The following is a 22992-nucleotide window of genomic DNA, read 5'->3' on the forward strand; positions in this document are numbered from 1 at the left end:
AGACGGGGCGGCCAGGAGTGTTCGCGATGATCCGCAGTTCCGCTCCGCGCACGATGCGCGTCGTTTTGTCGCAGGCTCGCGCGCTGGCAGCACGCATCGCCGCGATCGCGTTGCCGAATCGCTGCGCACTGTGCGGCAATTTGTCACATGCCGTGATTTGCGGCGCTTGCGACGCCGCGTACTGGAATGAAGCGCGGCTGCGCTGCGACGTCTGCGCGCTGCCGCTGGGCACCGGGCGGCCGCGTTCGGACCCGTCGTCCCGCGGCGGGCACACCCGTGCCGGCCGCGCGGCCGCCTACCGGTGCGACGCGTGCCGCACGGCGCCACCGCCATTCGACGCGACGCTCGCGCTTGCGGATTACCGCGCGCCGCTCGACGGGCTCGCGCGCGGCCTGAAGTTTCATGCGCGACTCGCGATCGGCGCCGAATTTGCAACGCGGCTCGCCCGGCTGGTCGACGATACGCACGGCACAAGCGGCTTCGACCTGGTCGCGCCGGTGCCGCTGTCGCACCGGCGGCTCGTCGCGCGTGGCTACAACCAGGCGTGGGCGATCGCGCGTCCTCTTGCGAGCCGGCTCGGCGTCCGCGCGGATGCGGTGCTGCTCGCGCGCGTCACCGACACCGCGCCGCAGTCGCGGCTCGACCTTCGCGCGCGACGCGACAACGTGATGGCGGCGTTCGCGGTGGCCGGCGACGTCGCCGGCCGTCACGTCGCGCTCGTCGACGACGTGATGACGTCCGGCGCGACGCTCGCGGCCGCCGCGCATGCGCTGAAGGCGGCGGGCGCCGCGCGCGTGACGAATCTGGTTGCGCTGCGCACCGCCAGGGATTAATTAGATACAGAGGCCGGCCGCCGCGAACGCGGCCGTCACGAACCGGCCGGCCGGGAACGAGCGCCATGCTCCGCCCCGGCCGGCCCAGCCAAACCGAAACATGTTCAACGTCGTCCTCGTCGCCCCCGAAATTCCGCCGAACACCGGCAACGTGATCCGCCTGTGCGCCAACACAGGCGCGCGCCTGCACCTGATCGAGCCGCTCGGCTTTCCGCTCGACGACGCGCGGATGCGCCGCGCCGGCCTCGACTATCACGAATATGCGCAGATGCGCGTGCACCGCGACTGGGACGCGTTCGTCGCGGCCGAATCGCCCGATCCCGCGCGGATGTTCGCGTTCACGACGCGCGGCTCGGGCCGCTTCCACGATCACGCGTTCCTGCCCGGCGACTGGTTCGTGTTCGGCTCGGAGACGCGCGGCCTGCCCGCCGAGCTGCTCGAACGCTTCCCGAACGAACAGCGCGTGCGCCTGCCGATGCGGCCGGACAACCGCAGCCTGAACCTGTCGAACACGGTCGCGGTGGTCGTGTTCGAGGCGTGGCGCCAGGCCGGCTTCGAAGGCGGCGCCTGACGCGTGCCGGGCGCGGCCCGCGCCGCGCAATGCGTCAGGTCCGCGCGAGCCGCGCGCGATACAGGTCGTGGATGTCGGAGGAAAAGCACGCGAACACCACGCGTGTGAGGCTCGGTGCCTGCGGCAGCATTTCGGCGACGGTGCCGACCGCGATGTCGACGGCCTCGCCGGCCGGATAGCGGTAGATCCCGCAACTGATCGCCGGGAACGCGATCGACGTCGCGGCAACCTCCTCGGCCAGTTCGATCGCGCGCCGGTAGCACGACGCGAGCAGGTCGGGCTCGCCGCGCCCGCCGCCGTGCCACACCGGCCCGACGGCATGGATCACGTAGCGCGCCGGCAGCCCGTGGCCGCGCGTAAGCTTCGCGTCGCCCGTGTCGCAGCCGCCGAGCGTGCGGCACTCGGCGAGCAGGCCGGGGCCGGCGGCACGATGAATCGCGCCGTCGACACCGCCCCCGCCGAGCAGCGAACCGTTCGCGGCGTTGACGATCGCGTCGACATCGAGCGTCGTGATGTCGACCAGTTGCGCATCGAGCGTGGTGGAATGGATCTGCAGCATGACAACCTCCCGGAACGCCGGAGACTGTTCAAGCGTAGTGCGCTTTGGCGCCGCGCGCTTGGCGCGGCCGCACCGGCCGGTGCCGGCCCGCGCTACTCGGCGCGCGCGTCGCGCCGCAGCAGGCCGCTGACGGCGTCGCGCGGCGCGATGCCGTCGAACAGCACACCGCACACGGCTTCGGTGATCGGCATTTCGATCGATTGCGCGCGCGCGATCGCCAGCACGGCCTGCGCGCAACGCACGCCTTCTGCCACGTGGCCGAGCGCGCCGAGGATGTCGTTCAGCGAGCGGCCGGCCGCCAGTTGCAGGCCGACCGTGCGGTTGCGCGACAGGTCGCCCGTCGCGGTGAGGATCAGGTCGCCGAGGCCCGTGAGGCCCGTGAAGGTTTCCGCACGGCCGCCGAGCGCGACGCCGAGCCGCGACATTTCGGCGAGGCCGCGCGTGACCAGCGCCGCGCGTGCGTTCAGCCCGAGGCCGAGGCCGTCGGCGATGCCGGTTGCGATCGCCAGCACGTTCTTCACCGCACCGCCAACCTCGACGCCGACCACGTCGTCGCCCGTATAGATCCGCATCGCGCCGTGATGGAACGCGGCGACCGTGCGCTCGCGGCATTCGGCGGACGTGCTCGCCACCGTCAGCGCGACGGGCAGCGACTGTCCGACCTCGCGCGCAAAGCTCGGCCCCGACAGCACGCCGTTGCCGTGCTGTTCGGGCAATTCGGCCGCGATCACCTGATGCGGCAGCAGATGCGTGTCGGCCTCGAAGCCCTTGCAGACCCAGACGACGTGCGCGGGCACGCAGCCCGCGTCGCGCATCGCATGGCACAGCGTGCGCAGCCCGGCCACCGGCGCGGCGATCACGCACAGCGCGTCGTCCGCGGCGCCATGCGCGAGCGCGGCGCCGAGATCGGCGTCGTAGCGCAATGCGTCAGGCAGCGCGATGCCGTCCAGATAACGGGAATTCTCGTGCCGAGCCTGCAGCTCGGCGATGAGCGCGGCGTCGCGCGCCCACAGAAGCGTATCGTGCCGCGCGGCCAGATGGCCCGCGAGCGCGGTGCCCCAGGCACCGGCGCCGAGAACGGCTACTTTCATACCCAGCACCGGTCCGAGTGATACGTCAGTTCAGCGTCGTGCCGTTCGGCGCGCCTTCTGCGCCGGCGTGCTGCTGCTGAAGCTGCGCGAGACGCTGCTCGTACAGCGCCTGGAAGTTGATTTCCGCCAGGTGGATCGGCGGGAAGCCCGCGCGCGTGATCGCGTCGGCGATGTTCGAACGCAGGTACGGGAACAGGATCGTCGGGCAAGCGATGCCGACGAGCGGGTCGAGCTGTTCGTCGGGAATGTTGCGAATGTCGAAAATGCCGGCCTGCTTCGCTTCGATCAGGAACGCGACCTTGTCCTTCACCTTCGCGGTGACGGTACCCGACACGACGACTTCGAACACGCTTTCCGCCAGGCGGTCGGCCTTCACGTCGACTTCGACTTCAACCGACGGCATGTCCTGCTCGAGGAAGATTGCCGGCGAATTCGGCTGCTCGAGCGACATATCCTTCAGGTAGACGCGCTGGATGTTGAAGAACGGTTGGTTTTCGACGTCGGACATGGTGTTTCCCTAAAAGTGGTGACGGGGCGGCCCGGCTTCTCGCCGGCCGCCGCGGATGAATCCTGCGCGCCCAAGCCGCGGCGCGGCCGGCGGCCATTCTGCCTTAATCAGGCCGCTTGCAGAAGCGGTTCGAGCCCGCCTTCGCGGTCGAGCTTCGACAGATCGTCGTAGCCGCCGACGTGCGTGTCGCCGATATAGATCTGCGGCACCGTGCGGCGCCCCGTGCGCGACATCATTTCGTCGCGGCGGGCCGGATCGCGGTCGATCAGCACCTTTTCGATCTGCTCGACACCGCGCAGCTTCAGCAGGCGCTCGGCCTGCATGCAATACGGACACACCTGCGTGCTGTACATCAAAACCTTGTTCACTTCGCCGCTCCTTGTTTGACGACCGGCATCCCGGCCTGCTGCCAGGCGGCCACGCCGCCCTCGAGCACGTGCACCTCGGCATAACCCGCCGCCTCGACCTCGCGCGCCGCCTTCTGCGACTGCTGGCCGTTCTGGCAGACGAGCAGCACGGGCGTGCTCTTGTTCTTCGCGACCTGCGCGATCTTCGCGCCGATCTCGCCCGCCGCGACCTGACGCGCCGACGGCAGGTGGCCGGCGGCGAAATCGGACGCGGCGCGCACGTCGATCACGACGGCGTTGCGGCGGTTGATGAGTTGCGTCGCCTCTGCGGCCGACAGGCCGCCGCGGCCGCGGCGCAGTGCGGGCCAGGCCAGCAGGCCGCCGGATACCACCAGGATGGCGATAAGGGCCAGGTTCGTGTAATCGGTAAAGAACGTCACGGAATTCCGCCGGAAAAAGAGAAATCGGATGAGGACAATCCCGCCATTATAAAATAACCGTCTTGCGCGATGGCGGGCCCCGGTCGGGTCCCGTGCGATGCGCACCGCTTCCTTCACTACCGACCGCAAGATCCATGTACAAACTCGTTCTCATCCGCCACGGCGAATCGACGTGGAACAAGGAAAACCGCTTCACCGGCTGGGTCGACGTCGACCTGACCGAACAGGGCCGCAACGAGGCCTACCAGGCCGGCGAATTGCTCAAGGAGGCCGGCTACACGTTCGACATCGCGTACACGTCGGTGCTCAAGCGCGCGATCCGCACGCTGTGGCACGTGCAGGACCGGATGGACCTCATGTACTTGCCCGTCGTCCACTCGTGGCGCCTGAACGAGCGCCACTACGGCGCGCTGTCGGGCCTGAACAAGGCGGAAACGGCCGCCAAGTTCGGCGACGACCAGGTGCTCGTCTGGCGCCGCAGCTACGACACGCCGCCGCCCGCGCTCGAGCCGACCGACGAGCGCGCGCCGTTCAACGACCCGCGTTATGCGAAGGTGCCGCGCGAGCAACTGCCGCTCACCGAGTGCCTGAAGGACACGGTCGCGCGCGTGCTGCCGCTGTGGAACGAGTCGATCGCGCCGGCGGTCCGCGCCGGCAAGCAGGTGCTGATCGCCGCGCACGGCAACTCGCTGCGCGCGCTGATCAAGTATCTCGACGGCATCTCGGACAGCGACATCGTCGGCCTGAACATCCCGAACGGCGTGCCGCTCGTGTATGAACTCGACGAGAACCTGAAGCCGATCAAGCACTATTACCTCGGCGACCAGGACGCGATCGCGCAGGCGCAGGCCGCCGTCGCGAAGCAGGGCAAGGCGGGCTGACGCCCGTCGGGCCGGGCGGGCCGCGTCCGGCGCGGCGTGCCCGCCCCGGCCCGGCGCGCCGCGCGAACCTTCGCGGCCCCGCTGCTGTCGAACCCGCTTTCGAACCCGCAGCGCGCCCGGCGGTGCCCGCCCGGCCTTCTCCGGGCCCTTTTCGCGCCGTTCCACTGAGTCATCGGACGAACAGTTATACTTGTCCGCTACATCCCCGCTACCGCCACGCGCTTCCCGACCGCACCAGATCTCTATGCGAATGAAATTGAAGAACATCGGCCTGATTGCCGCGGGCCTTGCCACGGGCGTGTTCGCCACGCTGCAGGTTTCCGCATCGGCCGAGCAGACCGCCACGGCGCCGCTTCCCCTCGACCAGCTCCGCCTGTTCGCGGAAGTATTCGGCCAGATCAAGCGCGAGTACGTCGAACCGGTCGACGACAAGAAGCTGCTGACGGCGGCGATCAAGGGCATGGTGTCGAGCCTCGACCCGCACTCGTCGTTCCTCGACAAGACCGACTATGACGAGCTGCAGGAGCAGACCAAGGGCCGCTTCGCGGGTCTCGGCATCGAGATCTCGCAGGAAGACGGCCTCGTGAAGGTGATCTCGCCGATCGAGGACACCCCTGCCTTCCGCGCTGGCATCCGTCCGGGCGACCTGATCACGCGCATCAACGACAAGCCGGTGCGCGGCATGACGCTCGACAAGGCCGTCAAGCAGATGCGTGGCGAGCCGGGCACCAAGGTCACGCTGACGATCTTCCGCAAGAGCGACGACCGCACGTTCCCGGTCACCGTCACGCGCGCGATCATCAAGGTCCAGAGCGTCAAGATGAAGATCCTCGATCCGGGCTACGCGTATGTCCGCATCACGAGCTTCCAGGAACGCACAACGCCCGATCTCGCGCAGAAGCTGCAGGACATCGCGCGCCAGCAGCCGAACCTGAAGGGCCTCGTCCTCGACCTGCGCAACAACGGCGGCGGCCTGCTGCAGAGCGCGGTCGGCGTCGCCGGCGCGTTCCTGCCGCCCGACTCCGTCGTCGTGTCGACCAACGGCCAGATCCCCGATTCGAAGCAGGTCTACCGCGATACGTACGACAACTATCGCCTGCCGTCCTTCGACGGCGATCCGCTGAAGAACCTGCCGCCGGTCTTCAAGACCGTGCCGATGATCGTGCTGACGAACGCCTATTCGGCGTCCGCGTCGGAAATCGTCGCCGGCGCGCTGCAGGATTCGAAGCGCGCGCAGATCATGGGCAAGACGACGTTCGGCAAGGGTTCGGTGCAGACGGTTCGCCCGATGACGGCCGACACCGCGCTGCGCCTGACGACGGCGTACTACTACACGCCGAGCGGCCGTTCGATCCAGAACAAGGGCATCACGCCCGACGTGCCGGTCGATCAGTACTCGGACGGCGATCCGGACGACGTGCTCGTGACGCGCGAGGTCGACTACTCGAACCACCTGGCGAACACGCAGGACCCGAACGAGAAGAAGGAACAGGAAGACCGCGAGCAGCGCCGGATGGATCAGCTGCGCGTCCTCGAAGAGCAGAACGACAAGAAGACGCCGGAGCAGCGCCAGAAGGACCGCGATCGCAAGCCGATCGAGTTCGGCAGCGCCGACGACTTCATGATGCAGCAGGCGCTCAACAAGCTCGAGGGCAAGCCCGTCCAGCAATCGAAGTCGCTGCTCGCCGACAGCACGACGAAGAGCCCGGCCGGCAAGGCCACCGCGGCTCCGAAGGCATCGGGCGCAAGCGCGAAGCCGAGCGCCGCACCGAAGCCCGCGTCAGCGCCGCAGTAAGCGCCGGCCGGCATCCGACGGGCCATCGCGGGAAGACCGCGATGGCCCGTTTTTCATGCGCGCCTAAAATAACGCTACGTCCGCCCGCCTCGCCCACGACTCCCCATGAACGACGATCAACTCCTTCGCTACTCCCGTCACATCCTCGTCGACGAAATCGGCATCGAGGCGCAGCAGCGCTTTCTCGACGCGCATGCGATCGTCGTCGGCGCGGGCGGCCTCGGTTCGCCCGCGGCGATGTACCTCGCGGCATCGGGAGTCGGCACGATCACGCTCGTCGACGCCGATACGGTCGACCTCACGAACCTGCAGCGGCAGATCCTGCACGGGACGGCATCGGTCGGCCGCAGCAAGGTCGAATCGGGGCGCGACACGCTCGCGCAACTGAACCCCGGCGTGAAGGTGAACGCGGTCGCGGAACGCGTCGACGACGCATGGCTCGACGCGCACGTGCCGGGCGCGACCGTCGTGCTCGACTGCACCGACAACTTCGCGACGCGGCACGCGATCAACCGCGCGTGCGTCGCGCATGGCGTGCCGCTCGTGTCGGGCGCCGCGCTGCGTTTCGACGGGCAGATCAGCACGTTCGACTTCCGCGATCCGGCCGCGCCCTGTTATGCGTGCGTGTTTCCGGAAGACCAGCCGTTCGAGGAAGTCGCGTGCGCGACGATGGGCGTGTTCGCGCCGACGGTCGGGATCATCGGCGCGATGCAGGCCGCCGAAGCGCTGCGCGTGATCGGCGCGATCGGCACGACGCTCAATGGACGGCTGATGATGCTCGATTCGCTGCGGATGGAATGGACGACGATGAAGATCGCGCGCCAGGCCGACTGCCCCGTGTGCGGGGGCCGGCACTGACGCGCGACGTGCATGCGCCGGCCGGCGCATGCGTGATGCTTCGCTGCGGTTAGCCGCGCAGCGGGTGCCTAAGCGGCGGCGTCCGCGCGCGGCACGGCGACCGACAGGCGCTGCAGCGCCGCCTGCACTTCCTCCGGCTCGAACGACGCGAGCACGTCGGCCGTCGGCTTCTCGAGCGCCTTCAGGTGCGCGCGCAGGATTTCCTGTTTCACGACGAGCAACTGGCTCGGGTGCATCGAGAACTCGGTGAGCCCCATCCCGAGCAACAGGCGCGTGAGCGCCGGATCGCCCGCCATCTCCCCGCACACCGACACCGGCACACCCACGCGCTTCGCCTCGCGCAGCGTGTACGAGATCAGATGCAGCACGGCCGGATGCAGCGGGTCGTACAGGTGCGCGACCGCGTTGTCCGCGCGGTCGATCGCGAGCGTGTACTGGATCAGGTCGTTGGTGCCGATCGACAGGAAATCGAACCGCTTCAGGAACAGCGGCAGTGCGATCGCCGCGGCCGGAATCTCGATCATCGCGCCGATCCGCACGTTCGGATCGTATGCGAGGCCCGCGTCGTCGAGCTGACGCTTCGCCTCGCGGATCAGGTCGAGCGACTGGTCGATCTCCTGCGCGTGCGCGAGCATCGGAATCAGGATCTTCACCTGGCCGAACGCGGACGCGCGCAGGATCGCGCGCAACTGCGTGAGGAACATCTGCGGCTCGGACAAGCTCCAGCGGATCGCGCGCAGGCCGAGCGCGGGGTTCGGTGCGGTTTCGTAACCTTCGTCGAGCGCCTCGAGCGGCTTGTCCGCGCCGACGTCGATCGTGCGGATCGTCACCGGCATGCCCTTCATCCACTCGACAGCCCGCTTGTACGCGGCGAACTGCTCCTCCTCCTCCGGCATCTCCTTCTGATGCATGAACAGGAACTCGGAGCGGAACAGGCCGACGCCGACCGCGCCGGCCTCGACCGCCGCCTTCGCGTCGTCGGGCAACTCGATGTTCGCGTACAGCTCGATCTTGGTGCCGCACAACGTTTGCGTCGGCGAGAACTTCAGACGCTGCAGCTTGCGTTGCTCCAGCAACTTCTCGGACTGCCGGTACGAATATTCCTCGAGGACGATCGGCGCGGGATCGACGATCACGATGCCCTGGTCGCCGTCGACGATGATCAGGTCGTCCTGACGGATCAACGTGCTCGCATGCTGCACGCCGACCGCGGCCGGAATGCCGAGGCTGCGCGCGACGATCGCCGTGTGCGACGTGCGCCCGCCGAGATCGGTGACGAACGCCTGGAACGACTGCGACTTGAACTGCATCATGTCGGCCGGCGCGATGTCGTGCGCGACGACGATCATCTCGTTCGTGCCGTTCGCGGCCGCGCGGTCGAGCGCCTGCGACGCGGACGGCGCACCGGCGAGGGCCTTCAGCACGCGCTCGACCACCTGCTCGATGTCGGCCTTGCGCTCGCGCAGGTATTCGTCCTCGATGTCGTCGAAGTGGCGCGTGAGCAGCCCGAGCTGCTCGGTCAGCGCCCATTCGACGTTGTAGCGGCGCGTGCGAATCAGATCGATGGTTTCCTGCACGAGCATCGCGTCGCTGAGGATCATCGTGTGCACGTCGATGAACGCGCCCACTTCGCTCGGGGTGTCGTCGGTCAGGTCGGCACGCAACGCGGCGAGTTCGTGATGCACGACGTCGAGCGCCGTGCGGAAACGTTCGACCTCGGCGTCGATCTGGTTCGCCTCGATCAGGTAATGGGCGACGTCGAGCGCCGCCGGCGCGATCAGATACGCTCGCCCGATCGCGATACCACGTGAGACGGGAATGCCATGCAGCGTGAAGGACACGCGCACCTCCTCTGTACAAGTAAAGCCGCGGCACACTGCTGCGATGCGCTTATGACCCCGGTTAGTGATTATAAATTCCGCGACTCCCTGCTGACTGCATGCACCGCAGCATTGCACATTCCGCATCAATGCTTCCGACGAAAAAAATGCCGCGAAATCCGCGGCATTCTGACTGGAAACGGCAACGATCCCGCGCGATGATCACTGGCCTTCGCCGAACTTGTCGGCGATCAGTTTCAGCAGCGCGTCCATCGCTTCCCGCTCGTCGGCCCCTTCGGTCTCGATCGTCACGGTACTGCCGATGCCGGCCGCCAGCATCATCACGCCCATGATGCTCTTCGCATTGATCTTGCGCCCGTTGCGTGTCATCCAGACTTCCGACTGGAAGTTGCCGGCCAGTTGCGTAAGCTTGGCCGATGCGCGCGCATGGAGCCCCAATTTATTGACGATGGTGGTTTCTTGTTGAAGCATGATTCTCGGTCGGGTCGGTCTAAAACTGAAAACGGATGATCAGTGCGATTCGGTGCGCGGCTGCGGTTCGGGCGGAATCGGCGCGCACTGGCCGCAGCCGGCTTCCGTCGGCGGCGGCGGGGTGCCGGCCGCCACTTCGTGGACGCCCTTCGCGCCGCCGGACAACGCCTTGTCGACGAGTTTGTCGAGCGGCACGGTGCGGTAGCAGACGGCCCGCACGAGCATCGGCAGGTTCGCGCCCGCGAGCACGCGCACGTTGTCGATTTTCGCGAGCTGGCCCGCGATGTTCGCGGGCGTCGCACCGTACATGTCGGTCAGCACGATCACGCCGTTCTCTTCCTTGAGCCGCGCGAGCTCCGCGTGCGCGAACGCCATCACCTGGGTCGGATCGCTGTCCGCCGTCACGTCGATACAACCGATGCGCGCGGGCACGCCGCCGTAGATGTGCGCGATGCAGTCCCGCAGCGCGGTGGCGAGCGGGGCATGCGCGATGATCAGGATCCCGGCCATGTCAGATCGCTCCCGGCCGCCCCTGGCGGGCCGATACCCCGCGGCGGGGCAATGAGCGTAGCGAGTGTGGGAAACGTTTCATGTTCAGCCTTGCGACAGTTTCGGCCCGACCGCCGGGCCTTCGGTGCGCCGATCTCGGCACCTGGCAAGCGGGCATTGTAGCAGGCCGGTCAAGCTGCTCCGGCGACGGGGGACCTGCGCGGCCGCCGCCGGGGTTGCGCGGGAAGCAGCCTACGCGGCCGCACGCTCCAGCGCGTCGATGAACATCGCGGCGACGTCGAAGCCCGTCTGCTCCATGATCTCGCGGAAGCACGTCGGACTCGTGACGTTCACCTCGGTCAGCCAGTCGCCGATCGCATCGAGGCCGACCAGCAGCAGCCCGCGCGCCGCGAGCACGGGCCCGAGCGTCCGGGCGATCTCGCGATCGCGTTCGGTCAGCGGCTGCGCGACACCCAGCCCTCCCGCGGCGAGATTGCCGCGCACCTCGCTGCCCTGCGGAATCCGCGCGAGCGAATACGGCACCGGCTCGCCGCCGATCAGCAGGATGCGCTTGTCGCCAGCCTTGATCTCGGGAATGAACTTCTGCGCCATCACCGAGCGCGTGCCGTCGTGGCTCAGCATCTCGACGATCGAGCCGAGGTTCATGCCGTCCGGCTTCACGCGGAACACGCCCATCCCGCCCATGCCGTCGAGCGGCTTCAGGATCACGTCACCGTGCTCGGCGTGGAATGCGCGCAGCCGTTTCGCGTCGCGCGTGACGAGCGTCGGCGCGACGAACTGCGGAAACTCGCCGATCGCGAGCTTCTCCGAATGGTCGCGGATCGACTGCGCCTTGTTGAACACGCGTGCGCCGGCGCGCTCGGCCAGCTCGAGCAGCCACGTCGACGTCACATATTCCATGTCGAACGGCGGATCCTTGCGCATCAGGATCGCGCCGAACGATTCGAGGCGGCGCGCGTCGACCGGGCCCGCTTCGAACCAGGTCTCGCGATGCAGGTCGTCCAGTTCGCCGACGAACGTGATGCGCCGCACGTCGGCTTCGACGGCCGACCCCGTCCACGCGAGGTGGCCCGGCTCGCACGCGTACACCGCATGCCCGCGCCGCGCGGCCTCGGCCATCATCGCGTAGGTCGAATCCTTGTAGATCTTGAAGCGCTCGAGCGGGTCGGCGATAAAGAGAATGTCCATGCGGGTCCTGTACGTAGCGAAGGTCCGTTACACCTGGATGGCTTCGGGATCGGTCTTTTCCAGTTCGATCGACGACGCGATCAGCGACAGCCGCGCGACGACGCCGTACATGTAGAAGCGGTTCGGCGGCGCGGCACCCGGCTTGGCGCCGGCATCCGGCAGCGCGGTGTGCTCGAAGCCGAGCGGCACGTAGTGCATGCCGGGTGCGTTCAGGTTCTGGTCGCGCTCGCGGCCGCCGTGCGTGCGGTAGAAACCGCCGACCACGTAGCGGTCGATCATGTACACGACCGGCTCCGCGACTTCGTCGCCGACGCGCTCGAACGTATAGACGCCTTCCTGCACGATCACGTCGCGCACCGTCAGGCCGGCCTTCGTCTCGGCCATCTGCGCGCGTTCGGCCTTCGACATGCGGCCGATCTCGGCCGCGTCGTGCACGGTCATCACGCCGCGCCCCGCCGTGCCCGCGTCGGCCTTCACGACGACGTACGGCTTCTCGCTGATCCCGTATTCGCGATACTTGCGCGCGATCTTCTTCAGCACGCCGTCGATCGCGTCGGCGAGCGCCTGCTCGCCTTCATGCGCCTGCCAGTCGACGCCCTCGACGTGCGCGAAATACGGATTCACCATCCACGGATCGACGCCGACCATCTTCGCGAACTTCTTCGCGACGTCGTCGTAGCACGAGAAGTGCGTCGACTTGCGGCGCACGGCCCAGCCCGCGTGCAGCGGCGGCAGCAGGTACTGCTCGTGCAGGTTTTCCAGCACGGCCGGGATGCCGGCCGACAGGTCGTTGTTCAGCAGGATCGAGCACGGATCGAAATTCTTCAGGCCTAGGCGGCGCTGCGAACGCTCGAGCGGTTCGAGCACGATCTTCTGGCCGTCGGCCAGCGTGATCGGCGTCATGTCGGTGATGCTCGGGTCGAGCGAGCCGAAGCGCACGTTCAGTCCGGCCTGGCGCATGATCGTCGCGAGGCGCGCGACGTTTTCCAGGTAGAACGCGTTGCGGGTCGGCAGCTCGGGAATCACGAGCAGGTTCTTCGCATCCGGGCAGATCTTCTCGATCGCGGCCATCGCGGCCTGCACGGCGAGCGGCAGCACTTCGGACGGCAGATTGTTGAACGCGCCGGGAAACAGGTTCGCGTCGACGGGCGCCAGCTTGAAACCGGCGTTGCGCAGGTCCACCGAACAATAGAACGGCGGGGTGTGTTCCTGCCATTCGAGCCTGAACCAGCGTTCGATCGCAGGCGTCGCGTCGAGGATCTTCTGCTCGAGTTCGAGCAGCGGACCGTTCAACGCGGTAACGAGGTGGGGAACCATGAATCACTCGCGAGCGGGAGAATGAAGATTGTAGAGCAATTGCCCTGCCCATTTGGGGATTGTTCCCGGCTTCGCAAGGGTTTGGAGGAAGTTTTCGGCTATTGACCCGATAGTGCGCAGGGTTATGCGCTACGGCAGTCGATGACAGGAGAAAAAAAGCCCGCCGGGTGGGCGGGCCGAAGTCGCTGCGCTCATTCGTGGCGGGCGCCGTCGTCGCGGCGGCCCGCCGTTCATCCTTACGACTTATTCGACGTGCTCGCCGTGCAGGATCACGTCGAGGCCTTCGCGCTCTTCCTCTTCGGACACGCGCAGACCGATCGTCATGTCGATCAGCTTCAGCAGCACGAAGCTCAGCACGCCGCTGTAGACCAGCGTGATCAGCACGCCCTTCGCCTGCAGCAGCAGGCTGCCGTCGGCACCGCCGATGTCCTTGACCGCGAACACGCCCGTCAGCAGCGCGCCGAGAATCCCGCCCACGCCGTGCACGCCGAACGCGTCGAGCGAATCGTCGTAGCCGAGCTTCGACTTGAGCCACGTCGCCGACCAGAAGCAGACCACGCCCGCCGCGATACCGATCACCAGTGCGCCGGTCACGCCGACGAAACCGGCAGCCGGCGTGATCGCGACGAGACCCGCGACCGCACCCGACACGATGCCGAGCACCGACGGCTTGCCCTTCGCGATCCACTCGGCAAACATCCAGCCGAGCGCCGCGCAGGCCGTCGCGACTTGCGTCGTCAGCATCGCGAAGCCGGCACGGCCGTCGGCCGCAACCGCCGAACCCGCGTTGAAGCCGAACCAGCCGACCCACAGCATCGAGCCGCCGATCATCGTCAGCACCAGGTTGTGCGGTGCCATCGATTCACGGCCGTAGCCGACCCGCTTGCCGAGCACGAGGCACGACATCAGGCCCGCGATACCGGCGTTGATGTGCACGACGGTGCCGCCCGCGAAGTCGAGCACGCCATCCGACGACAGCCAGCCGGTCGGCTCCCACACCATGTGCGCGATCGGCACATAGACGATCAGCGACCAGAGCGTCATGAACACGAGCATCGCCGAGAACTTCATCCGGTCGGCGAACGCGCCGCAGATCAGTGCCGGCGTGATGATCGCGAACGTCATCTGGTAGACGAAGTAGACGGTTTCCGGAATCGTCGGCGCCAGGTGGCTGACGGTCAGCGTGGTCGCCTTGTCGCCGTGGATGTAGTTCATCCCGTGCAGGAACACGCGCGACAGGCCGCCGATGAAGCCGTTGCCCGGCGTGAACGCGAGGCTGTAGCCCACCACCGTCCACAGCACCGTGATCAGCGCGGTGATCGCGAAGCTCTGCATCACGGTCGCGAGCACGTTCTTCTTGCGGACCATGCCCGCGTAGAACAGCGCGAGGCCCGGGACCGTCATGAACAGCACGAGCGCGGTGGAGGTCAGCATCCACGCGGTGTCGCCCGCGCTGATCTTCGACGAATCGACCGAGAACGGCGCGGTCGGCGCGGCGGGTGCGGCCGGCGCGGACGCGGCAGCGGCGGCCGATGCGTCGGCGGCGCCCGAAGCCGGGGCGGCTGCCGCGGCGGCGGGTGCGGATGCGTCAGTGGCCGCCGGTGCGGAAGCAGCCGGAGCGGCCGCAGCCGATGCGTCGGAAGCCGTTGCGGCGGGCGCGGACGCAGCCGCGGCGGACGCCGCGTCGTCCGCGAGCGCGGAACCGACGCCGGTCGCGATCAGCGAGCCGGCCATCAGCAGGGACATCAGAAGTTTGCGCATCTTGGGTTTCCTCTTGTCGCTTGTCTTGTCTGTTCTGTTACAGCGCGTCTGCGCCGGTCTCCCCGGTGCGAATCCGGATCACCTGTTCGATTTGCGTGACGAAGATCTTGCCGTCGCCGATCTTGCCGGTACGCGCGGCCCGCTCGATCGCCTCCACCGCCTGGTCGACGAGATCGTCGGACACGGCCGCCTCGATCTTCATCTTCGGCAGGAAATCGACCACGTATTCGGCGCCGCGGTACAGCTCGGTATGCCCCTTCTGGCGCCCGAACCCTTTCACCTCCGTCACCGTGATGCCCGAGACACCAAGCGCCGACAGCGCTTCGCGTGTCTCATCGAGCTTGAACGGCTTGATGATTGCGGTAATGAGTTTCATGAAGTCCTCTCGCTGGGTTGTCCCGTCGAATTGGTTGGAATGTTGTAACGGACTCTTCTCAGCAACTCGCATGCCATGTCTGTCCGAGCACCGTCTCGAACGGCTCCTGAACGGGGTCGCATCCCGCGATGTAAGGCGCGGAAGCCCGGCCGAATGGCCAACGTGGCGCGGTTTGCTGGCGCGGCGAAAGGAACGTTGCTAGAGTGCACGCACGTCCCGGATCGCCGGGACATTCACCCATGCGGGCGCCATGCCCGGAATTCGCGCCCCGGGCGCACCATTTCCGGTCATGCGTGCATCATGGGCACGTACGCAACTGAAGATGCACAATTTTTGTGCAAGGAAGGGGAATCACATGAAGCAACCCAGCGACGTTTTCAACGATCTGCAGTCGCGCGTCAGCGATCTGCTGAAAAACTCGCCGGCCAAGGACGTCGAGCGCAACGTGAAGGCCATGCTGTCGCAAGGCTTCTCGAAACTCGATCTCGTCACGCGCGAGGAATTCGACACGCAGGCGCAGGTGCTCGCCCGTACCCGCGTGCGCCTCGAGGAACTCGAAAAGCGCGTCGCGGAACTCGAGCAGAAGCTCGCAGCGCCGCAGGCCTGACGCCTCCACCCGGGCCGCAAGGTCCGGGCGCGGGCCGCCTCGCGCGGCCTGCGCCCGCCGCCCCGAAGCCGAAGCCGTTCCACCGCTTTTCGTAGTCCGTCGTTCTCCGCAGCACCCCCGCTCTTCGCAACGCTCCCGCTCTTCGCCGTTCATCGCTCTTCGCAGTTCGTCGTTCCGCAGCGCCTCGTTCTTTCCCCGCGCCACGCCGGCAAGCGCGCACCGATTCCTCCGATTCCCGCGGCATGCGGCCCCGAACGGCCGTCGTCCGTCTGCTTACAGGAGCCTCGCCATGTCGCTCGCCGTGGTGCGCAGTCGCGCGCCCGCATCCGGCCGCGCGCCGGATGTCACCGTCGAAGTCCATCTTGCCAACGGGCTGCCGTCGTTCTCGATCGTCGGCCTGCCCGATCTCGAAGTCCGTGAAAGCCGCGAGCGCGTACGCGCCGCGCTGCAGAACTGCGGCTTCGAATTCCCCGTGCGCCGTATCACCGTCAACCTCGCGCCGGCCGATCTGCCGAAGGAATCGGGCCGGTTCGACCTGCCGATCGCACTCGGCATCCTCGCTGCGAATGGCCAGATCCCGGCCGACGCGCTGGCCGGCCGCGAATTCGCGGGCGAGCTGTCGTTGACCGGCGCGCTGCGGCCGATGCGCGGCGCGTTCGCGATGGCGTGTGGCGCGGCGCGGGACTGGCGCGCTGGCGAAACCGGATCGGGCCTCGGATCGAGCCCGGATTCCGTCGCCCTATCCGGCTCCGTGGCGGCGTCGCGTCCACCCGAACTGTACCTGCCGCTCGACAGCGCGGCCGAGGCAGCGCTCGTGCCGGGCGTCACGGTATATGGCGCGCGCGACCTACCCGCGCTGTGCGCGCATCTCGCCGATGCGCCGGACGGGCGGCTCGCGCCGGTCGCGGCACCGTGCCTCGACGGCCTGCCGGCGCCCGCCGCCCCCGACCTCGCGGACGTGGTGGGCCAGCGCGGCGCACGACGTGCGCTCGAAGTCGCTGCCGCGGGCGGCCATCACATGCTGATGGTCGGGCCGCCGGGAGCCGGCAAGTCGATGCTGGCCGCGCGGCTGGCCGGCCTCCTGCCGCCGCTGACCGACGACGAGGCGCTGGCGTCCGCCGCGCTCCTGTCCGCGAGCCGCATCGGCTTCTCGCCCGCGCAATGGCGCCGGCGGCCGTTCCGCTCGCCGCATCACTCGTCGAGCGCCGCCGCGCTGGTCGGCGGCCGCAACCCGCCGCAGCCGGGCGAAATCACGCTCGCGCACCTCGGCGTGCTGTTTCTCGACGAACTGCCGGAATTCGACCGGCACGTGCTCGAAATGCTGCGCGAGCCGCTGGAAGCCGGCCGCATCACGATCTCGCGCGCGGCCCAGCAAGCCGACTTTCCGGCCGCGTGCCAGCTGATCGCCGCGATGAACCCGTGCCCGTGCGGCTGGCATGGCGATCCGTCCGGGCGCTGCCGCTGTTCGCCGGACGTCGCCGCGCGCTACCTGCGCAAGCTGTCGGGGCCGCTCCTCGACCGCATCGACATCCAGATCGACCTGCCCGCGCTGTCGCCGGCCGAACTCGCGTCGCGCGCGTCGGCGCCCGGCGAACCGAGCGCCGCGGTGGCCGCTCGGGTCGCGCAGGCGCGCGCGCTGCAGCTCGGCCGGCAGGGCAAGACGAATCACATGCTGAGCGGCCGCGAGACCGACGACCTGTGCCGGCCGACCGACGAGGGCGAGCGGCTGCTGCGCGAGGCCGGCGAGCGCTTCGGCTGGTCGGCGCGCGCGTATTTCCGCGTGCTGAAGGTCGCGCGGACGATCGCCGACCTGGCGGGCGACCCGCTGCCGACGGCCGCGCAGATCGCCGAGGCGATCCGCTACCGGCGCGCGCTCACGGGGCTCTGAACGCCCTCGGGGGACAAAAAACGGCTGTCAAGACTTGACTTATGCACAATTTCTCGAATCCGGCCCCGGATCGCACCTCGCCGGGGCCTTTGCCGGACGGAATCCGTATCTCGTTGTTTTGATTGATTTTTCTCAAACCGCACGCGAGCGACCAAACGAGCCGGAAGGCCGTCCGGCGCGGCTTAGCGGGAAATCCGGCCGACTTTTCAACAAAGTTATCCACATGCGCTGTGGATAGTCGAAAAACCCCCGCAAAATCCGGCGATTAGCGTCGAAAGCTGCGAATGAACTTTCAGTTGCGACACAGAGTCTGAGCGCCCTCGCCGGCCATCGTCAGTCGAGTTTGAACGAGCCGAAAAACTGGTCGAGCTGCTCCTGCGCAAGCGGCCCGTCGGCGATCACGACCGCCTGGTACGCGTGCCGGCCGCGCGCGGCGAGCCGCGCGACGATCGTCTTGCGCGCGCGATCGCCGCCGGCGGCCGCGCCCGCGATGCGCAGCTCGAGCCCGTTCACCGCGCCGCCGGCCGCGAGCGGCACGGGCACCGAAGCCGTCTGCGGCGCGCCTTCGAGGTTGCGGGACAGCCCGGCGCGCAGGAAGTCGAGCGCCGCGCGGCGCGTGTCGTCGCGGTCGTCGGGCAGCGTCAGCGTGCCGACCGCGAACACCGCGCCATCGACGTGCGCGGCCTGCATCCGCATCGGCATCGACGCGCCGCCGATCGCAACCGGCTGCTCCTCGACGGTCGGCTTCGCCGGCAGGTCGATCGTGTAGCCGGCGTCGTTGTGCAGCGTGCGCCAGTCGTACGACGGCGAGCACGCGGCCAGCGCGACGCTCGCGCAGGCGAGCGCGGCGAAGTGTCGCAGAGGACGAAAAAGGGGGCGCAACGAATCGATGACTTCCTTCGGCATGGCGTGGATCGGGCAGGAAAAACGGGCATTATCCGCCGAACGTGAAAACCGGGATGTGCGGCCGCCGCCGGTGCGCGCGCCGCATTCGCGTTAAAATGAGCGACGAATTTCGACGTCCTTTGCATTGATCCGCGTCATCGACCGACTCCGAGAGCACCGAAGATGAACACCACGCCTCCCGCCCGCCGCAGCACCGGCCCCGTCCGCTACATCGTCGCGGCCGCAATCGTCGCGGCCATCGCCGTAGCCGGCTTCTTCGCGTTCAACGGCAAGTCCAGCGTGCCGGATGCGACGTTCACGCTGCTGTCGGGCCAGAAGGTCTCGACCGCCGGCGACCTGAAGGGCAAGGTCTATCTCGTGAATTTCTGGGCGACGAGCTGCGCGACCTGCATGCAGGAAATGCCGCAGATGGTCGATACCTATAACCGCTTCAAGGGTCAGGGGCTGGAATTCGTCGCGGTCGCGATGAACTACGATCCGCCGATGTACGTCGCGAACTACGCGCAGACGCGCCAGTTGCCGTTCAAGGTCGCGCTCGACGACGGCAGCGTCGCGAAGCAGTTCGGCAACGTGCAGCTCACGCCGACGACTTTCGTCGTCGACAAGAACGGCAAGATCCTGAAGCGCTACGTCGGCGCACCGCAGTTCGCGGAACTCGACGCGCTGCTCAAGAAGGCACTCGACAGCAACGCGGCCTGAGCGCCGCCCGATCCGGATCGAAGGGCCGCGCGCCCTTCGCCGACCACGGACCGCACGACCGGCCAGCCCGGTTCCGCGGTCCGTTTGCTTTTCAGCGCTCGGTTTCGCCTTTCGCCGACAGCCCGTAGCGCTTCATCTTCTCGTAGAGCGTCGCCTTGCCGACATGCAGCCGGTCGGCCGTCGCGGCGACCGCCCCGCCCGTCTGGTTCAGCGCCTCGGCGATCACCGCGCGCTCGAACTGCTCGATGCGCTCCTTCAGCGTCTGCTCGTTGTCGGTTTCGTCGCCGCCCGCGCCCGTTTCCTGCGGCATGTCGGCCACGCCGAGCACGAAACGGTCGGCCGCGTTACGCAGCTCGCGCACGTTGCCGGGCCAGTCGCGCTGCATCAGGCTCGCGCGCTGCCGGTCGGTCAGCACGGGCGCCGGCCGCCCGTAGCGCACGGCTGCATCGAGCATGAAGTGCTCGAACAACGGCACGATGTCCTCGCGGCGCTCGGCGAGCGGCGGCAGTGCGATCGTCACGACGTTGAGCCGGTACAGCAGGTCGCGCCGGAACGTGCCGGCCGCGACGAGTTCGCTCATGTCGCCCTTCGCGGCTGCGACGACGCGGCAGTTCACGCGGATCGGCTGGTTCGAGCCGAGCCGCTCCAGCACGCCGTCCTGCAGCACGCGCAGCAGCTTCACCTGCAGCGCAAGCGGCATGCTTTCGATTTCGTCGAGGAACAGCGTGCCGCCGGACGCATATTCGAGCTTGCCGACACGCCGCTTCGCGGCACCGGTGAACGCGCCGGGTTCGTAGCCGAACATCTCCGACTCGAACATCGGCTCGGGCAGCGCGCCGCAGTTCACCGCGATGAACGGCTTGTCGCGGCGCGGCGACAGCTCGTGCAGGCTGCGCGCGATCAGCTCCTTGCCGGCGCCCGTATCGCCGTTGATCAGCACCGACGCGTCGGTGGGCGCGACGTTCGCGATCAGCTTGCGCACCTGCTCGATCGCGGGGCTCCTGCCGATGATGCGCGGTGCGACGACGTCCTTCCCGGCCAGCTCGCGCCGCAGCGCATGGTTCTCGAGCACGAGCTCGCGCCGCTCGAGCGCGCGGCGCACCGTCTCGATCAGGCGCTCGGCCGCGAACGGCTTTTCGATGAAGTCGTAGGCGCCGTCGCGCATCGCCTGCACGGCCATCGAGATGTCGCCGTGCCCGGTGACGAGGATCACCGGCACGTCGGGCACACGCTCGCGGCACTGCGCGAGCACGTCGAGGCCGCTGGCGCCGGGCAGCCGGATGTCGCTGACGATCGCGCCGGCGGTGTCCGCGACGATCGCCTTGTCGGCCGCTTCGGCCGACTCGAAGCCGGCGACGTCGAAGCCCGCCAGCTGAAGGCTCTGCACGCTCGCCCGGCGAACGAGCGCATCGTCTTCGATATAGATCACTTGCAGCCGGTTGGCCATCGTACTCACTTGCTCCTGACGGGCCGCGCGGCGCTGTCGCGCGCGCGGCGGCGTTGATGCCGGTCGTTCGCCGACCGGGCCTGCGACTGACGTGTGCTCAATGCGAGCCCGCCGGCTCGGACACGGAGTCCGGATGATGCGTGCGTGCGCGCCGCAGCGTCAAGACGAACTGCGCACCGCCCGACGGCGCGTTGCGCGCGGTCAGCGCGCCGCCCGCGTCGCTCGCGATCGACGACGAGATCGCGAGACCGAGCCCGAGCCCGCGCCCCATTTCCTTGGTCGTAAAGAACGGCTCGAACAGGCGCGGCAGCAGGTCGGGCGCAATGCCGGACCCGTTGTCGCACACCTCGATCGCGAGCGTCGCGGCCGACACCGCGATCGTCACCTCGATGGCAGGCGCCGCGACGCCCGCGACCGCGTCGAGCGCGTTGCCGAGCAGGTTGATCAGCACCTGTTCGAGCCGCAGGTCCTCGCAGCGGGCAACGAGTTCGGGATAGTCGCAAGCCAGATCGAGCGGCGCGTCGTGCACGGGCGACACGATCGTGTCCTGCAGCGTCAGCGTGAGCGCGACGCCGCGCAGGCGATCGCCGAGCAGCGACAGCACGCTGCGCAGCGCACGCACGACGAGCGCCCGTTCGTTGCGCGGCTTCGCGCGGCCGACGAACAGCTTCAACTGGTTCGTGATCTTGCCCATCCGCTCGGTGAGCGCGGCGATCGCCTCGAGATTCTCGCGCGCGGCCGCCTGCTCGCCGCGATCGAGCAGCACGCGCGTGTTGTCCGAGAAGCTGCGCAGCGCCGCGAGCGGCTGGTTCAGTTCGTGCGTGATGCCGGCCGCCATCTGGCCGAGCGCGGCGAGCTTGCTCGCCTGGATCAGCTCGTCGTGCGCGGCGCGCAGTTCCTGCTCCGCGCGAATCCGGTCGCCAACCTCCTTCTGCAATTGCTCGTTCGCTTCCGACAGGTCGACCGTGCGCTCCTCGACGCGCCGGTTCAGCTCCGCATAGGCCTGTTGCAGCAGCGCACGGCCGCGGATCATTTCGCGCACGCGCGCGCGGCGCATCCGCCAGTAGAACGCGAACAGCGCGACCGACACGAAGCCGAAGCCCGTGACGATCGTCGCGTTGCGCGCATCGGCGTCGACGGGCGCGATCGGCGCGAGCGTGACGAGCAGCCAGTCGGGCTCGCCGATCCGGCGCTTGCTGGCCAGGAAGCGCGGCGCACGCAGGCCCGCGCCGAGCCGCACGATCTCCGCATCGGCGCCGAGCGTCTGCTCGATACGCAGCGGCAGCGGCGTGACCGGTTGCTGCGCGTACTGGCGCGTCTCGTAGATCGACGCGGCGACGGGCCCCGTCAACGGGCGCAGCGTGTGGTACTTCCACGCGGGCACCGACGACAGGAACACCACGCCGTGATCGTCCGCGACGACGAGCGGCTCGGACGCGTCGGCGCCCTGGAACCATTCGAGGTTGAGCTTCACGACGACGACGCCCGCGATCTTGCCGTCGCGCCACACGGGCTGCGAGATGTAGTAGCCGGGATCGCGCGAGATCGTGCCGATCCCGAAGAAGCGGCCGACCTGGCCGTGCATCGCGTCGACGAAATACGGGCGGAAGCGGTATTCGATCCCGACGAAGCTGTCGGGCGCGCGCCAGTTGCTGGCGGCGACGCACAGGCCGTCCGCGCCGATCACGTAGGTGACGGTCGCGTGCGCGTGTTCGTTGAGATCTTCGAGATAGCGGTTGACGCGCGCGCTGTAGTCGGCGCGCTTCGGCTCGGCGAGCAGGTCCTGCACGTACGGATGGCTGCCGAGCAGATAAGGCAGCGATTCGTAGCGGTCGAGCGTGCTCTTGAGCGCGCTGGTGGTGCGGTCGACGCGCACCGCGGCATTGCGCTGCAGCTCGGCGACGCCGCGCCGCCAGGTGATGGTCCACGTCAGCGTGCATGCCGCGGCGAGCGCGGCGGCAAGCACGACGAGGATGAGCAGGCGGCGCGTCACGGTCGAGGCTTCCTGGCGATGCGGATCGCCTATTGTGTCATAGGCCTCCGGATTGCCGCCGCGTGCCGCGCCGCCGGCGGGCGGTGCCGCCGCCTGCTCCTTCAT

The 22992-nt window shown here is 68.2% G+C and carries 23 protein-coding genes; 8 read left to right on the forward strand and 15 right to left on the reverse strand.

The genetic code is table 11. The annotated features are described in order from the left end of the window. Positions 1 to 26 precede the first annotated feature (26 nt). Positions 27 to 833 carry a phosphoribosyltransferase family protein gene (locus ACN22W_RS15835; protein ID WP_419685360.1) on the forward strand — a complete coding sequence of 269 codons (807 nt, stop codon included), beginning with the start codon at positions 27 to 29 and terminating at the stop codon, positions 831 to 833. A gap of 100 nt (positions 834 to 933) precedes the next feature. After that, positions 934 to 1404: a tRNA (uridine(34)/cytosine(34)/5-carboxymethylaminomethyluridine(34)-2'-O)-methyltransferase TrmL gene (gene trmL, locus ACN22W_RS15840; RefSeq protein ID WP_048247058.1), complete on the forward strand. Its 471-nt coding sequence runs from the start codon at positions 934 to 936 to the stop codon at positions 1402 to 1404. Positions 1405 to 1438: 34 nt separating this feature from the next. Here the strand turns inward: trmL and ACN22W_RS15845 are convergent, their stop codons facing one another. The 5 genes from ACN22W_RS15845 to ACN22W_RS15865 all read right to left on the reverse strand — a co-directional run bounded on the left by ACN22W_RS15845 (position 1439) and on the right by ACN22W_RS15865 (position 4349). Continuing rightward, positions 1439 to 1963: an O-acetyl-ADP-ribose deacetylase gene (locus ACN22W_RS15845; protein WP_419685361.1), complete on the reverse strand. Its 525-nt coding sequence runs from the start codon at positions 1961 to 1963 to the stop codon at positions 1439 to 1441. A 92-nt stretch (positions 1964 to 2055) separates the two neighbouring features. Then, entirely contained in the window at positions 2056 to 3054 is a 999-nt protein-coding gene (locus ACN22W_RS15850; protein WP_419685362.1) for an NAD(P)H-dependent glycerol-3-phosphate dehydrogenase, read from the reverse strand. Positions 3055 to 3079: 25 nt separating this feature from the next. Further along, positions 3080 to 3562, reverse strand: a complete 483-nt coding sequence (gene secB / locus ACN22W_RS15855; RefSeq protein ID WP_047899099.1) for a protein-export chaperone SecB — start codon at positions 3560 to 3562, stop codon at positions 3080 to 3082. 107 nt (positions 3563 to 3669) lie between these two features. Next, positions 3670 to 3930 carry a glutaredoxin 3 gene (gene grxC, locus ACN22W_RS15860; RefSeq protein ID WP_129513039.1) on the reverse strand — a complete coding sequence of 87 codons (261 nt, stop codon included), beginning with the start codon at positions 3928 to 3930 and terminating at the stop codon, positions 3670 to 3672. Next, a complete protein-coding gene (locus ACN22W_RS15865) occupies positions 3927 to 4349 on the reverse strand; it encodes a rhodanese-like domain-containing protein (RefSeq protein WP_048247066.1) in 423 nt (140 codons plus the stop codon). Before ACN22W_RS15865 ends, grxC begins: the two co-directional genes overlap by 4 nt. Positions 4350 to 4483: 134 nt before the next feature. Here ACN22W_RS15865 and gpmA point away from each other — a divergent pair, with 134 nt between their 5' ends. From gpmA to ACN22W_RS15880, 3 genes are all read left to right on the forward strand, one after another. Beyond that, entirely contained in the window at positions 4484 to 5230 is a 747-nt protein-coding gene (gene gpmA / locus ACN22W_RS15870) for a 2,3-diphosphoglycerate-dependent phosphoglycerate mutase (RefSeq protein ID WP_021164239.1), read from the forward strand. A gap of 244 nt (positions 5231 to 5474) precedes the next feature. Further along, positions 5475 to 7025, forward strand: a complete 1551-nt coding sequence (locus ACN22W_RS15875; protein ID WP_129513040.1) for a S41 family peptidase — start codon at positions 5475 to 5477, stop codon at positions 7023 to 7025. Positions 7026 to 7130: 105 nt separating this feature from the next. Next, positions 7131 to 7883 (forward strand): HesA/MoeB/ThiF family protein, encoded by a 753-nt coding sequence (locus ACN22W_RS15880; protein WP_419685363.1) that lies wholly within the window; start codon positions 7131 to 7133, stop codon positions 7881 to 7883. A 68-nt stretch (positions 7884 to 7951) separates the two neighbouring features. Here the strand turns inward: ACN22W_RS15880 and ptsP are convergent, their stop codons facing one another. The 7 genes from ptsP to ACN22W_RS15915 form a co-directional block, all read right to left on the reverse strand. Beyond that, positions 7952 to 9724, reverse strand: coding sequence for a phosphoenolpyruvate--protein phosphotransferase (ptsP, locus tag ACN22W_RS15885; protein ID WP_193099161.1), 1773 nt, complete (start codon positions 9722 to 9724; stop codon positions 7952 to 7954). A 201-nt stretch (positions 9725 to 9925) separates the two neighbouring features. Continuing rightward, a complete protein-coding gene (locus ACN22W_RS15890) occupies positions 9926 to 10195 on the reverse strand; it encodes an HPr family phosphocarrier protein (RefSeq protein ID WP_072437289.1) in 270 nt (89 codons plus the stop codon). A gap of 39 nt (positions 10196 to 10234) precedes the next feature. Then, positions 10235 to 10705 (reverse strand): PTS sugar transporter subunit IIA, encoded by a 471-nt coding sequence (locus ACN22W_RS15895; RefSeq protein ID WP_193099163.1) that lies wholly within the window; start codon positions 10703 to 10705, stop codon positions 10235 to 10237. 231 nt (positions 10706 to 10936) lie between these two features. Next, positions 10937 to 11893, reverse strand: a complete 957-nt coding sequence (gshB, locus tag ACN22W_RS15900) for a glutathione synthase (protein WP_412022975.1) — start codon at positions 11891 to 11893, stop codon at positions 10937 to 10939. A 27-nt stretch (positions 11894 to 11920) separates the two neighbouring features. Further along, positions 11921 to 13210 (reverse strand): glutamate--cysteine ligase, encoded by a 1290-nt coding sequence (gene gshA, locus ACN22W_RS15905; protein ID WP_048247079.1) that lies wholly within the window; start codon positions 13208 to 13210, stop codon positions 11921 to 11923. A 243-nt stretch (positions 13211 to 13453) separates the two neighbouring features. Next, positions 13454 to 14971: an ammonium transporter gene (locus ACN22W_RS15910; RefSeq protein WP_129513044.1), complete on the reverse strand. Its 1518-nt coding sequence runs from the start codon at positions 14969 to 14971 to the stop codon at positions 13454 to 13456. Positions 14972 to 15008: 37 nt separating this feature from the next. Next, positions 15009 to 15347, reverse strand: a complete 339-nt coding sequence (locus ACN22W_RS15915; protein ID WP_038711752.1) for a P-II family nitrogen regulator — start codon at positions 15345 to 15347, stop codon at positions 15009 to 15011. Between the two features lie 355 nt (positions 15348 to 15702). Here ACN22W_RS15915 and ACN22W_RS15920 point away from each other — a divergent pair, with 355 nt between their 5' ends. Both ACN22W_RS15920 and ACN22W_RS15925 read left to right on the forward strand, forming a co-directional pair. Beyond that, positions 15703 to 15954 carry an accessory factor UbiK family protein gene (locus ACN22W_RS15920; protein ID WP_006489451.1) on the forward strand — a complete coding sequence of 84 codons (252 nt, stop codon included), beginning with the start codon at positions 15703 to 15705 and terminating at the stop codon, positions 15952 to 15954. A gap of 289 nt (positions 15955 to 16243) precedes the next feature. Beyond that, a complete protein-coding gene (locus tag ACN22W_RS15925; protein ID WP_419685364.1) occupies positions 16244 to 17842 on the forward strand; it encodes a YifB family Mg chelatase-like AAA ATPase in 1599 nt (532 codons plus the stop codon). Between the two features lie 333 nt (positions 17843 to 18175). Here ACN22W_RS15925 and ACN22W_RS15930 read toward each other — a convergent pair whose 3' ends face one another. After that, positions 18176 to 18748 (reverse strand): hypothetical protein, encoded by a 573-nt coding sequence (locus ACN22W_RS15930; RefSeq protein WP_419685365.1) that lies wholly within the window; start codon positions 18746 to 18748, stop codon positions 18176 to 18178. A gap of 162 nt (positions 18749 to 18910) precedes the next feature. On the opposite strand from ACN22W_RS15930, the gene ACN22W_RS15935 reads away from it, so the two are divergent. Beyond that, the gene (locus ACN22W_RS15935) at positions 18911 to 19447 is read left to right on the forward strand and encodes a TlpA disulfide reductase family protein (protein WP_419685366.1); all 537 of its coding nucleotides are present in this window, start codon (positions 18911 to 18913) and stop codon (positions 19445 to 19447) included. 91 nt (positions 19448 to 19538) lie between these two features. Here ACN22W_RS15935 and ACN22W_RS15940 read toward each other — a convergent pair whose 3' ends face one another. Further along, positions 19539 to 20894, reverse strand: coding sequence for a sigma-54-dependent transcriptional regulator (locus ACN22W_RS15940; protein ID WP_419685367.1), 1356 nt, complete (start codon positions 20892 to 20894; stop codon positions 19539 to 19541). A gap of 97 nt (positions 20895 to 20991) precedes the next feature. Next, positions 20992 to 22992, reverse strand: coding sequence for a sensor histidine kinase (locus ACN22W_RS15945; protein WP_419685368.1), 2001 nt, complete (start codon positions 22990 to 22992; stop codon positions 20992 to 20994).

The sequence above is a fragment of the Burkholderia theae genome (assembly GCF_048565265.1).
GTDB classification, from domain to species: Bacteria; Pseudomonadota; Gammaproteobacteria; order Burkholderiales; family Burkholderiaceae; genus Burkholderia; species Burkholderia theae.